Source organism: Pseudomonas sp. AKS31, assembly GCF_023634765.1.
Taxonomy (GTDB): domain Bacteria; phylum Pseudomonadota; class Gammaproteobacteria; order Pseudomonadales; family Pseudomonadaceae; genus Aquipseudomonas.
On sequence record NZ_JAMLFX010000002.1, the window covers coordinates 580,128 to 593,061 of the forward strand.

The window sequence follows — 12,934 nt, forward strand, 5'->3', positions numbered from 1 at the left end:
CAGGCGACACAAAACTTAAACCATGGCCAAACCAGTCAGCCACATTGATGGCTTTGACCATTGCCGCCACCGCCCCACAGCGCGATTATCCCCCTGTTGTTTACGGTTCCCAGCCTAATAAAAAACAGAGGGATTCAGGCAATGCGCGATTACTTGTCTGCCACCGCACAGTTCAACTATCAGCACACCGTGGATGCCGCGCTCAGCGGTTCGCTTGAGGCGCTCAACGCCTGCGTCGAATGTTGCGACCGGCATGCCTTGCCGGGGCGCATTGCGCTGTTCTGGGAGGGCCGCGACGGCGCCAGTGCAACGTACACGTTCAACGACCTGCAGGACAAAGCCGCGCGTTTCGCCAACTTCCTCCTCGCCCAAGGCGTGCAGAAGGGCGACAAGGTCGCTGGCCTGCTGCCGCGCAACATCGAATTGCTCATCACCGTGTTCGCCACCTGGCGCATTGGCGCGGTGTATCAACCGCTGTTTACCGCATTCGGCCCCAAGGCCCTCGAACATCGCCTGAACAGCTCCGGTGCCAAAGTCGTGGTCACCGATGCGGTCAACCGACCGAAACTCGCCGAAGTCGCCGATTGCCCGACCCTCGTCACCGTCGGCGGCGCGAAAGGCCAGGGCATCGTCCGTGGCGACTTCAGCTTCTGGGCCGAGCTGGGCAATTATTCCAATGTCTGCGAACCGGTATTGCTGACCGGCGAAGCCCCGTTCCTGCTGATGTTCACGTCCGGCACCACCGGGCCGTCGAAAGCCCTGTCGGTACCGCTTAAAGCCATCGTCGCGTTCCAGAGCTACACCCGCGATGCCGTCGATCTGCGCCCCGAAGATGCCTTCTGGAACGTCGCCGATCCGGGCTGGGCGTACGGCATCTATTTCGGCGTCACCGGCCCGTTGTCGATGGGCCATCCGATCACCTTCTACGATGGCCCGTTCACCCTCGAAAGCACATGCCGGGTGATCAACAAGTACGGCATCACCAACCTCACCGGCTCCCCAACTGCGTACCGCTTGCTGATCGCTGGCGGTGACGAATTCGCCAAGTCGATCAAGGGCAAGCTGCGCATCGTCAGCAGCGCCGGTGAGCCGCTGAATCCGGAGGTGATTCGCTGGTTCGCCGATAACCTCGGTGTGGTCATCCACGACCATTACGGTCAGACCGAACTGGGCATGGTCCTGTGCAACCACCACGGCCTCGATCACGCGGTGCACGTCGGTGCTGCCGGTTTCGCCTCGCCGGGCCATCGCATCGTAGTGCTCGACGAGCAGTACAACGAACTCGGCGTCGGCCAGCCGGGGATTCTCGCCATCGACCGGCCGCAATCGCCGATGTGCTGGTTTGGCGGCTATGAAGGCGCGCCGACCAAAGCCTTCGTCGGCAATTACTACTTGAGCGGCGACACCGTGGAATGGAACCCGGACGGCAGCATCAGCTTCGTCGGCCGTAGCGATGACGTGATTACCACGTCCGGCTACCGCGTCGGTCCGTTCGACGTGGAAAGCGCGCTGATCGAACACCCGGCAGTGGTCGAAGCGGCGGTGGTCGGCAAACCCGATCCGGAGCGCACCGAACTGGTCAAAGCCTTTGTTGTGCTGAGCGCGCAATACCGCGCCGCACCCGAGCTTGCCGAAGAGTTGCGCCAACACGTGCGCAAGCGTCTGGCCGCGCATTCGTACCCGCGTGAAATCGAATTTGTCAGCGAATTGCCCAAGACCCCAAGTGGCAAATTGCAGCGCTTTATCTTGCGCAACCAGGAAATCGCCAAGGCTCAAGAGGCCGCGGCGCACAACGTTTCAGCTTGAATCAGGAAGTACAGTCATGCAGATCGAAAACAAGGTTTTTATCGTCACCGGCGGCGCGTCCGGCCTGGGCGCCGCCACCGCTGAGTTGCTGGTCAGTGCCGGCGCCAAAGTCATGCTGGTCGACATGAATGCCGAAGCCGTGGCCGCTCAGGCGCAGCGTTTGGGTGCGCAAAGCGTGGTGGCCGATATCAGCAACGAGGCCGCCGCCGAAGCCGCCGTGCAGGCCACCGTCAAAGCCTTTGGCAGCCTCAACGGCCTGGTCAACTGCGCCGGTATCGTCCGTGGCGAGAAGATCCTCGGCAAGAATGGCCCGCATGCATTGAGCAGCTTTGCCCAAGTGATCAACGTCAACCTGATCGGCAGTTTCAACATGCTGCGCCTGGCTGCTGCGGCAATCGCAGAAGCCGAGGCCAATGCCGACGGTGAACGCGGTGTGATCATCAACACCGCTTCGGTGGCCGCGTTCGACGGGCAGATCGGCCAAGCGGCGTATTCCGCTTCGAAAGGCGCGATCGCCAGCCTGACCCTGCCGGCCGCCCGTGAACTGGCACGCTTCGGCATCCGTGTGATGACCATCGCCCCGGGCATTTTCGAAACGCCGATGATGGCCGGCATGACCCCGGAAGTCCGCGATTCGCTGGCCGCCGGCGTACCGTTCCCGCCACGTCTGGGCAAGCCTGCCGAGTACGCTGCGCTGGTTCGGCATATCATCGAAAACAGCATGCTCAACGGCGAGGTGATCCGTCTCGACGGTGCCTTGCGCATGGCCGCCAAGTAAGGAGGATTTGTCATGACTATTTCCAACGATCCGATTGTCATCGTCAGTGCCGTGCGCACGCCGATGGGCGGCTTTCAGGGCGAACTGAAAAGCCTCACCGCGCCGCAACTCGGTGCTGCTGCAATCAAGGCTGCGGTTGAACGGGCCGGTGTTGCCAGCGACGCGGTCGATGAAGTGCTGTTCGGTTGCGTATTGCCTGCAGGCCTCGGTCAGGCGCCTGCGCGTCAGGCCGCATTGGGCGCCGGGCTGGATAAATCGACCCGTTGCACCACGGTCAACAAGATGTGCGGCTCGGGCATGGAAACCACCATTCTCGCCCACGACATGCTGATTGCTGGCAGTGCCGATGTGGTGATCGCTGGCGGCATGGAAAGCATGTCCAACTCGCCGTATCTGCTGGATCGTGCCCGCGCCGGTTATCGCATGGGCCACGGCCGCGTGCTCGACTCGATGTTCCTCGACGGCCTCGAAGACGCCTACGACAAGGGCCGCCTGATGGGCACCTTCGCCGAAGACTGCGCCGAGACCAACCACTTCAGCCGCGAGGCGCAGGACGCCTTTGCCATTACCTCGACCACCCGCGCCCAGCAGGCGATCAAGGACGGCAGCTTCAAGGACGAAATCGTCCCGCTGACCGTGACCGTCGGCAAAGAACAGGTGCTGATCAGTAACGACGAACAGCCACCAAAAGCCAAACTGGACAAGATTGCCTCGCTGAAACCGGCGTTCCGCGAGGGCGGCACGGTGACGGCGGCCAACTCCAGCTCGATCTCTGACGGCGCGGCGGCATTGGTGTTGATGCGTCAGTCGCAGGCGCTGAAGCTCGGGCTGAAACCGTTAGCGGTGATCCATGGCCACGCTGCGTTCGCCGACACACCGGGCCTGTTCCCGGTGGCGCCGATTGGTGCAATCAAGAAACTGATCAAGAAAACCGGCTGGTCGCTGGGTGATGTCGATCTGTTCGAGGTCAACGAAGCGTTTGCCGTGGTGGGCATGGCGGCGATGACGCACCTGGAAATCCCGCATGACAAGCTGAATGTGCATGGCGGTGCCTGTGCGCTGGGCCATCCGATCGGCGCATCGGGTGCGCGGATTCTGGTGACGCTGCTCTCGGCCTTGCGCCAGAAGAACCTCAAACGCGGTGTGGCAGCCATCTGCATCGGCGGCGGTGAAGCGACGGCCATGGCCGTGGAATGCGTCTACTAAACACCTTAATCCTGTAGGAGCTGACGAGTGCAACGAGGCTGCGATCTTTTGATCTTGTTTTTAAATCAAGATCAAAAGATCGCAGCCTGCGGCAGCTCCTACAGGGGACCGTGTGTAAACCGGATTTAAGGATTCACCATGATTCCCAACGAAGACCAAACCCAGATCCGCGACATGGCCCGGCAGTTCGCCGAGGAACGCTTGAAACCGTTCGCCGCCGAGTGGGATCGCGAGCACCGTTTCCCCAAGGAAGCCATCGCTGAAATGGCCGAGCTGGGCTTCTTCGGCATGCTCGTGCCGGAACAGTGGGGCGGTTGCGACACCGGTTACCTGGCGTACGCCATGGCCCTTGAAGAAATCGCCGCCGGCGACGGCGCCTGCTCGACGATCATGAGCGTGCACAACTCGGTGGGTTGCGTGCCGATTCTCAAGTTCGGCAACGACGATCAACGTGAACGTTTCCTCAAACCGCTGGCCAGCGGCGCCATGCTCGGTGCCTTTGCCTTGACCGAACCGCAAGCCGGTTCCGACGCCAGCAGCCTGAAAACCCGCGCTCGCCTGGAAGGCGATCACTATGTGCTGAACGGCTGCAAACAGTTCATCACCTCCGGGCAGAACGCCGGGGTCGTGATTGTGTTTGCGGTCACTGATCCGAGTGCCGGCAAGCGCGGCATCAGCGCGTTTATCGTGCCGACCGATTCACCGGGCTACAAAGTCGCTCGCGTCGAAGACAAGCTCGGCCAGCACGCCTCTGACACCTGCCAGATCCTTTTCGAAGACGTCAAAGTACCGGTGATCAACCGATTGGGCGAGGAGGGCGAGGGCTACAAGATTGCCTTGGCCAACCTTGAAGGCGGCCGCGTCGGCATCGCATCGCAAGCTGTGGGCATGGCCCGCGCGGCGTTTGAAGCGGCGCGCGATTACGCCCGTGAGCGCGACACCTTCGGCAAGCCGATCATCGAGCATCAGGCCGTGGCCTTCCGCCTGGCCGACATGGCCACGCAAATCGCCGTCGCCCGGCAGATGGTGCATTACGCGGCGGCCCTGCGTGATAGCGGGCAACCGGCGCTGGTCGAGGCATCAATGGCCAAACTGTTCGCCTCGGAGATGGCCGAGAAGGTCTGTTCGATGGCGTTGCAAACCCTCGGCGGTTACGGTTACCTCAACGACTTCCCGCTGGAGCGCATCTACCGCGACGTGCGCGTCTGCCAGATCTATGAAGGCACCAGCGATATTCAGCGCATGGTCATTTCGCGCAATCTCTGACAAGGAATTTTATTCATGACTTACCAAACCATCCTGCTGGAAACCCATGGCCGTGTTGGCCTGATTACCCTCAACCGCCCGCAGGCGCTGAATGCCCTGAATGCGCAACTGGTCAGCGAAGTGAACCAGGCCCTGGATGCGCTGGAAGCCGATGCGAACATTGGTTGCATCGTCCTCACTGGCTCGAAAAAGGCCTTTGCCGCCGGTGCCGACATCAAGGAAATGGCTGAGCTGACCTACCCGCAGATCTACATGGACGATCTGTTCAGCGACAGTGATCGCGTGGCCAATCGCCGTAAACCGATCATCGCCGCCGTTAATGGTTTCGCCCTCGGCGGTGGTTGTGAGCTGGCGTTGATGTGCGACTTCATTCTGGCCGGCGACAACGCCAGATTCGGACAGCCGGAAATCAACCTGGGTGTGCTGCCGGGCATGGGCGGCACCCAGCGTCTGACCCGCGCCGTGGGCAAGGCCAAAGCCATGGAAATGTGTCTGAGCGGGCGCATGATCGATGCGGTGGAGGCCGAGCGTTGCGGCATCGTTGCGCGGATTGTGCCGAGTGATGAGTTGCTCGATGAAGCGCTGAAAGTGGCCGCAGTGATTGCCAGCAAGTCGTTGCCGATTGCGATGATGGTCAAGGAGAGCGTGAACCGTGCCTTTGAAGTGAACCTGACTGAAGGTGTGCGTTTTGAACGCCGGGTGTTCCATGCGGCGTTTGCCACGCAGGATCAGAAGGAAGGAATGGCGGCGTTTATTGCCAAGCGTGAGGCTGAGTTCAAAGGCAAATAAATGCGGTGCCTGAGCTGACGCCTTCGCGAGCAGGCTTGATTTAAATCAAAATCAAAAGCCCCTCACCCTAACCCTCTCCCGGAGGGAGAGGGGACTGATTGGGGGATATTTCAGATTTACGCCGACCTGGAAGTGCTTTATTGAATCCATAATCGACTCGATTTTTCAGGTCGATGCATGACGCCAGACACCTCGGTCAGCTCCCTCTGCCTCTGGGAGAGGAGACTGATTGGGGGATGTTTGGGAAGTACGCCGACCTGAAAGAACTTGCTGAATCCCTGATCGACCTGGTTTATCCAATCGATAATCGACTCGATTTTTCAGGTCGATGCATAACGCCAGACACCTCGGTCAGCTCCCTCTCCCTCTGGGAGAGGAGACTGATTGGGGGATGTTTGGGAGGTACGCCGACCTGAAAGAATTTGCTGAATCCCTGATCGACCTGGTTTATCCAATCGATAATCGACTCGATTTTTCAGGTCGATGCATAACGCCAGACACCCCGGTCAGCTCCCTCTCCCTCCGGGAGAGGGTTGGGGTGAGGGAAAGGGGCCAACACCGTTACAACTGATAGTTCTTCAACTCCCGCGCAATCACCATCCGCTGAATCTCGCTCGACCCTTCATAGATCTGGGTAATCCGCGCATCACGGTAATACTTCTCGACTGGATAATCTTCCAGATACCCATACCCGCCATGAATCTGAATCGCCGATGAACACACCTTCTCGGCCATTTCCGACGCAAACAGCTTGGCCTGTGACGCTTCGGACAAGCACGGTTTTCCCGCCGTACGCAGCCGCGCCGCATGCAGGATCATCAGCCGCGCCGCGTTGATTTGCATGTGCATGTCGGCCAGCAGGTTGGCGATGCTCTGGTGCTCGTTGATCGGTTTGCCGAACTGGATGCGATCGCGCGAATACACCAGCGCTGCTTCGAACGCGGCACGGGCAATGCCCAGTGCTTGCGCGGCGATGCCGATGCGTCCGCCTTCAAGGTTGGACAGAGCGATTGCCAGGCCTTTACCGCGTTCACCGAGCAGATTGGCCTCGGGAATGCTGCAGTTGTTCAACGTCACCGCGCAGGTGTCGGAGGCGCGAATGCCCATTTTGTGCTCGGTGCGATCAACGATAAACCCCGCTGTATCGGTCGGCACCAGAAACGCCGAAATACCTTTCTTGCCCAGATCCGGGTCAGTCACGGCAAAGACGATCGCCAGTTTCGCCCGTTTGCCGTTGCTGACAAATTGCTTGGCGCCGTTGATCACCCACTGGCCATCCCGCAGTTCGGCGCGGGTGCGCAGGTTGTGCGCTTCGGAACCGGCCTGCGGTTCGGTCAGGCAAAAACAGCCGATGGTTTGCCCACTGGCCAGATCCGCCAGCCAGGTCTGTTTCTGTGCTTCGCTGCCGTAGTTGAGCACCGGCCCGCAGCCGACCGAGTTATGAATGCTCATAAATGCGCCGGTCGCGCCGTCACCGGCGGAAATCTCTTCCACGGCCAAGGCGTAGGCAACGTAATCGACATAGGTGCCGCCCCATTCCTCGGGCACGACCATGCCGAGCAACCCGAGCTCACCCATCTTCGCGACGAGCGCGTCATCGATCCAGCCAGCCTTTTCCCAGGCCTGCGCGTGGGGCGCGATTTCGCCACGGGCAAAGTCCCGGGCCATGTCGCGGATCATCACTTGTTCTTCAGTCAGTTCGAGATCGTGCATGGCTCAGCTCCCGCTCTCAGCAAACCCGTGGAAGAAACTCGCGACATGCCCTGCGTCCAGCGCAGCGAGGGTCGGCGGGTTCCAGCGAGGTGTCTTGTCTTTGTCGATCAGCAGGGCGCGGACGCCTTCGATCAGGTCGCCACGGGAGAACCACTGACGATCCAGATGCAGCTCCAGCGCGAAGCACTGTTCCAGGCTCAAGTGGCGACCGCGACGCAGCATCTCCAGGGTCACCGCCATGGCCAGCGGCGAGCGGGTTTCCAGCAGATCTGCGGTGGTGGTGGCCCATTCGTGACTGTCGGCGACGGTCACTGCGCGTAACTGCTCAACCATGCTCGGCACGTCCGGCAGGGCGAAGAAATGGTCGATGGCCGGGCGCAAAGCCTCAAGTGGCGCATCGGGCAAGGTTTGCACGGCGTGTTTGGCCAGCAGGTTTTGCAGGGCTTTGAGCGGCGTGTCCTGCCATTCCATCTGATCGAGTTTTTCGTCGAGCAGCGCCAGTTTGCTGCTGTCCAGATACCAGTCGGCAAGGCCGCAATACAGCGCATCAGCGGCACGAATCTGCACGCCGCTGACCCCCAGATAAATCCCCAGCTCACCGGGAATGCGCGGCAGGAAGTAACTGCCGCCGACATCCGGGAAATAACCGATGGCCACTTCGGGCATCGCCAGACGGCTCTTCTCGGTGACCACGCGCAGATCGGCGCCTTGCACCAGGCCCATGCCGCCGCCGAGGACGAATCCGTCCATCAGCGCCAGTACTGGTTTGCGGTAGTGATGAATCGTCAGGTCGAGGGCGTATTCCTCGACGAAGAAATCTTCGTGCAGCGTGTCGCCGCTTTTGAAACTGTCGTATAGGGATCGGATATCGCCACCGGCGCAGAAGGCTTTTTCACCGGCACCGCGCAGGACAACGGCGTGGACATTGGCGTCAGTCGCCCAGGCATCGAGCTGGCGCTGCAGCAAACGCACCATGTCGAGGGTAATGGCATTGAGACCGGCGGGGCGGTTGAGGGTCAGGTGACCGATGTGGTTGCGAACGTCGGCCAGCACTTCGTTCTGCGTGGCATCCATGGACGGTGTCCGCGGGGATGAAGCCTGAGCTGTCATCAGTAACTCCCTGCTTTTATTGTCTTTATTCGAGAAGCTCGCGCGCGAGCGTTACCGGATCGTAACAGTGCAAATTTGCCGTGTACAACGGGGATATGTGCAGGGCCTGTCTGCGTTTTTACCTTGGTCGAAAATGTACGCGCTCATGTAGGAGCTGCCGAAGGCTGCGATCTGTTGACCTGAAAAATCAGTTCCAGAAGATCACAGCCTGGTTGTACTGGATAACCCTACATCAGATCCGTTTCAGAATCTGTTGACCGAGCACATCCATCACGTCGCACCCGTCGCGAAACAACATCCTTGCCGCATGGGGCCGTTGTTTAAGTTCCGTTCGTTCAGGAGCCATCAAAGATCAGGTAACATCCGCACCTCGTGGTATTAGAAGGAGACTAAACGATGGCAGGAAAGCCAGTCGCACGACTTGGAGATCCGGGCAGTCACGGTGGCAATATCACCACCGGATCAAGCCCGATTTTTGTTAACTCAATGCCCGTGGCGCTGGTAGGAGACATCTACTCTTGTCCAATTCACGGCAGCAATCCCATAACGACGGGCGCACCGCATGTTTTCGGTTTGGGCAAAGACGTTGCCCATGTTGGCTCCCAAACAGCATGCGGAGCGACGATTTCTGCAGGATCACCCGACACCTTCGTCGGTGAGTCTGGTGGTGGCGCTCCCACTAGCTTCTTCTCGCAGTTTCTGAAAGAAAAGACTTTTGTCGAGTTTCAGTTGCTTAACGAAAAAGATGAGCCTATCGCCAATGAGGCGTATGAACTGACGCTGCCGGATGGAACCTTGATGACTGGCGTCCTTGACGAAAATGGCTTTGTGCATGTTGCAAACATTCCTAGAGGGAGTTGCAGCATAAAGTTTCCGAAACTTGAAGATACGGAACGTCTTTAATGGTTCAGCCTACTAAAACTAACAGCACCACACAGGCAGCAAAAAATACAGGCGCATCAGGAAAAACTACCAAGACTAATCAGGTAGTCGTGTCAGGTGCCTATATGGAAATATTGGTAGGCGGCCCTTATAAGTGGGATGGGGTGGTTCACCCTTATGGGCACGCAGCCTTGCGCATTGTGGTAGGTAGCAAGGATGTTGTATATGATTTTGGCCGTTACGGACTAACGTGGGGCCCCTTTGATAGTGAGGGTGAAGGGCTGCTAAATGTTTGGACTTCTTTTAAAGGCTATATTTCTAACGAAAATCGTTATGGCAGGACAACTACTGGTTTCGTCTATTACTTGGAGAGTCAGAAGGCCGAGGCGGTGAATGCCCACTTCGCTGAAATTATTGCGTCAAGAAAGAAGGTGAAAGAGAAGTTTGCAACCTCGACGCGCTATCTTCTACCAAAAGACTATCATCCTACAACATACAACTGCACCACTATGACAATAGAGGGGGCGAAGGTTTCTGGGAAGTCAATCATTCAAAATCCGGGGCAGTATGCTGAGATGCGAGGGCTTTCATGGATAGAGAAGCAGGCTACACGCACTCAAAACCTTCCTGAAAATGGTATTTTCATGCCTGCGGATTTTCAGGCAATGCTTGAAGGAAACACGGAAGCGCACTATGACAAGAAAAACGTATATAAGAAGTAAGTTGGTTGCATCTTTGTTGGTTGTTTCAGTGTTTGTGAATATCGCAGTGCTGATGTTTGTCATATTTAATGGTTTTTCGAGGGCGCAAGGCATGAAAATGATTAAGACTAGAGAACCTATGTTGATTGGTGGGCAGAACGGTGATGAAAATTACTATGTGCTGCCTATGGGGGCTACTGTTTACTATGACAAAAGCTTCTCGGAAGGATTTAGTCGGTACATGGTTTATTTTAATCACCATGGTCCCATTGTTGGTGACGAGGTTCCAATGGAGCCAAAATATCAAGGTTCACTTGTTGATCCCCTTTGGTTGTCTGATGTTGATGCAGATACGTTGAAAGAAATTTTTAAGCGTTTCCCCCTTTCCAAAAAAGACATTGCCGCCGCTATTAAATCTAATGAAATAACCAAGGATGATCTGGCCGACATTATTCGCTCGATGCCAGATTGATCGACTATGAGCTGCCGAAGGCTGCGATCTTCTGATCTTCAATAGCAAAATCAAAAGATCGCAGCCTTTGGCAGCTCCACGGAGTCAGCGGAAGGTTTGGGTAATGCTCCGACGCTTGGCGTGCAGTTCGCTGGCGTGGATCAGTTGTTCGAGATCCTCGGGAGTGACATCGATGAACGCTTCCATGTCGGCCAACGCCCGCTTGAGGTCTTCGGCGGTGATCGCCTGACTGTCGACCGGCCCAAGCACCGGCGCCGGTTCTGCCGGGCGTTTCGGGTAACGGATCCGTGTCAGGTTGTTGTAGGCAAGCGCGCTGAGCAGCATGCACGCCGCGCCGAGCATCACCGGTTCCATGGCTTTCCAGTCCATGGCGATGGTCGCCGGATCGGCCAGCACCAGCGTCAGGGCCAACGCGCCAGCGGGCGGATGCAGGCAACGCAGCCAGCACATCAGGATCAGCGCCACACCCGCCGCCAGACAGGCGCTGCCTAGGGTTCGGCCAAGCACATGCGCCACCAGCAGTGCGACAACGCCGGCACATAAATAACCACCGAGAATCGACCACGGCTGAGCGAGGGCGCCAGAGGACACGGCGAACAGCAACACCGCCGACGCGCCCAGCGGGCCGATCAGGTGATAGGCCACTTCATGGCCGAACACCTGCGCGCACAACCACACACTGAACAACGTGCCCAACGCCATGCCGATCGCGGCGCGGCTCCATTCGGTGGGACGGGTGTTGATGGCGGCGGGCAACCAGCGAGCGAGCATGTGAAACCGATCCTTGCAGCAAATTCGAGACAAAAAAAAGGACTTGTCCGGTTATCCGGAAAGCCCTCGAAGGTTCCAACATTGGGGGAGGAACGCGCACAGTGTGCCGGGCAAAGTCGATGCTGACAAATTCATATTAATGAAGATTTAGTGCATTATTTTTGCATTGAGGCGGCGCGACGGCCACTGACGAAGCACAAATAGCCGCCCACAGCCGCCAGTGCGCTCAAGGCATAGAACATGCTCGGTGCCGGTGTGTGCATCAGCAGAAACCCGCACATGACCGGACTGAAAGCACCGCCAAGCGCGGCCAGGTTCTGCGCGCCGTAATAGCTACCGCGCAATTCTTCCGGGGCGAGGGTGTCGACAAACAGAAAGTCGGCCGGGTAAATGATCATCTCGCCCAAGGTGAAGATGAACATCGCCACGCACCAGCCGACCAGGCTGTCAGCCAGACTGAAGCCGATCAGCCCGACGATGAACAACGCGGTGCCGCCGGCAATCCAGTGGCGCAGATGCTCGCGGGTGAGTAATCGGCCGATCTGGTACTGCAACACAATTACCGTGATCGCGTTGCAGGCGAGCAGGGCGGCCATGGTGTCCAGCGTCTGTTGCTGGGTGTGGGTGACCAGCAGGTACTGCGACAGATACAGGGTGAAGCGCCCGTGCACCAGCGTGCTGAGCAGGCAGCCCAAGGTAAACAGGATCATCGTGCGGTCGTTTTTCAGGATGATCAGGGTTTTCAGAAAGCTGGGTGGCGCAGCGATTGCCGAGACCGGATTCACTTCACGCGTGGCACCGAGCAGCAGAAAGATGCTACCGATGGCAATCGCCCCCGCGACGATAAACGGCGCTGACGGCTGAACGCCGGCAATTACCACGCCGATCATCGGGCCGACGGCGTAACCGATGTTGGTCAGCGTGTAGTTGAGGGAAAACGCCTTGACCCGTTGGCCCACCGGCAGGTTTTCACTGAGGATGGCTTTGGAGCAGATCAGGAACAGCGCCGACGCCGTTTCGCTGATGATCAGCACCAGAGTGACCCAGTACAGATTCTGCGCGAAGGTCAGCAAAATCAGACCGACACCGCTCGAGAGCATCGTCAGGATCAGCAACTGGCGCTTGTCCAGCCGATCGATGATGTAACCACCGTAGAGCGACAACAACGTGGCGCTGAACACTGCAATGCCCAGCAGCAGACCGACGTCTTGCGGGTTGAGGCCGAGCTTGTTGCTGAGGAACAGCGTCAGTAGCGGGCTGATCAGCGCGCGGCTGATGACGACGGTCAGCGAACTGATCATCAACCGGCGGATGAGGCGCGAGTAGGTAGCCACGAAGGGTCAATGTCCTTATTTCAAATGCTGGGCGGGCGTACGCCATCCTTACCGGCCAGTCACCACCGGTCAAGCCGCCATAACACAATGCCTGTGGGAGCGAGCC

12 protein-coding genes are annotated in these 12,934 nt (G+C 58.4%); 8 read left to right on the top strand and 4 right to left on the bottom strand.

The window, feature by feature from the left end; all coding sequences use genetic code 11:
• Positions 1-141: 141 nt before the first annotated feature.
• From M9827_RS08655 to M9827_RS08675, 5 genes are all read left to right on the top strand, one after another.
• Positions 142-1,806, top strand: coding sequence for an AMP-binding protein (locus tag M9827_RS08655; RefSeq protein ID WP_250605077.1), 1,665 nt, complete (start codon positions 142-144; stop codon positions 1,804-1,806).
• Between the two features lie 16 nt (positions 1,807-1,822).
• Positions 1,823-2,584, top strand: coding sequence for an SDR family NAD(P)-dependent oxidoreductase (locus tag M9827_RS08660; protein WP_095126290.1), 762 nt, complete (start codon positions 1,823-1,825; stop codon positions 2,582-2,584).
• Positions 2,585-2,596: 12 nt separating this feature from the next.
• Positions 2,597-3,790: an acetyl-CoA C-acyltransferase gene (locus tag M9827_RS08665; RefSeq protein WP_250605078.1), complete on the top strand. Its 1,194-nt coding sequence runs from the start codon at positions 2,597-2,599 to the stop codon at positions 3,788-3,790.
• Positions 3,791-3,928: 138 nt separating this feature from the next.
• Positions 3,929-5,056, top strand: coding sequence for an acyl-CoA dehydrogenase (locus M9827_RS08670; RefSeq protein WP_250605079.1), 1,128 nt, complete (start codon positions 3,929-3,931; stop codon positions 5,054-5,056).
• Between the two features lie 15 nt (positions 5,057-5,071).
• Positions 5,072-5,845 (top strand): enoyl-CoA hydratase, encoded by a 774-nt coding sequence (locus M9827_RS08675; RefSeq protein ID WP_250605080.1) that lies wholly within the window; start codon positions 5,072-5,074, stop codon positions 5,843-5,845.
• Positions 5,846-6,406: 561 nt separating this feature from the next.
• On the opposite strand, the gene M9827_RS08680 is transcribed toward M9827_RS08675, so the two are convergent.
• The gene (locus tag M9827_RS08680) at positions 6,407-7,558 is read right to left on the bottom strand and encodes an acyl-CoA dehydrogenase family protein (protein WP_003224706.1); all 1,152 of its coding nucleotides are present in this window, start codon (positions 7,556-7,558) and stop codon (positions 6,407-6,409) included.
• Between the two features lie 3 nt (positions 7,559-7,561).
• Entirely contained in the window at positions 7,562-8,668 is a 1,107-nt protein-coding gene (locus M9827_RS08685; RefSeq protein ID WP_250605081.1) for an enoyl-CoA hydratase/isomerase family protein, read from the bottom strand.
• A 396-nt stretch (positions 8,669-9,064) separates the two neighbouring features.
• Between M9827_RS08685 and M9827_RS08690 the strand changes: the two genes are divergently transcribed.
• The 3 genes from M9827_RS08690 to M9827_RS08700 are packed head-to-tail and all read left to right on the top strand — an operon-like array spanning position 9,065 to position 10,723.
• The gene (locus M9827_RS08690) at positions 9,065-9,571 is read left to right on the top strand and encodes a PAAR domain-containing protein (protein WP_250605082.1); all 507 of its coding nucleotides are present in this window, start codon (positions 9,065-9,067) and stop codon (positions 9,569-9,571) included.
• A complete protein-coding gene (locus tag M9827_RS08695; protein ID WP_250605083.1) occupies positions 9,571-10,272 on the top strand; it encodes a hypothetical protein in 702 nt (233 codons plus the stop codon). The genes M9827_RS08690 and M9827_RS08695 overlap by 1 nt, the downstream gene beginning before the upstream one ends.
• A complete protein-coding gene (locus M9827_RS08700; protein WP_250605084.1) occupies positions 10,244-10,723 on the top strand; it encodes a magnesium and cobalt transport protein CorA in 480 nt (159 codons plus the stop codon). Before M9827_RS08695 ends, M9827_RS08700 begins: the two co-directional genes overlap by 29 nt.
• An 84-nt stretch (positions 10,724-10,807) precedes the next feature.
• Here the strand turns inward: M9827_RS08700 and M9827_RS08705 are convergent, their stop codons facing one another.
• The gene (locus tag M9827_RS08705; RefSeq protein ID WP_250605085.1) at positions 10,808-11,494 is read right to left on the bottom strand and encodes an HPP family protein; all 687 of its coding nucleotides are present in this window, start codon (positions 11,492-11,494) and stop codon (positions 10,808-10,810) included.
• Between the two features lie 155 nt (positions 11,495-11,649).
• Complete coding sequence (locus tag M9827_RS08710; protein ID WP_250605086.1) at positions 11,650-12,828, bottom strand: MFS transporter; 1,179 nt, start codon at positions 12,826-12,828, stop codon at positions 11,650-11,652.
• Positions 12,829-12,934: the final 106 nt, after the last annotated feature.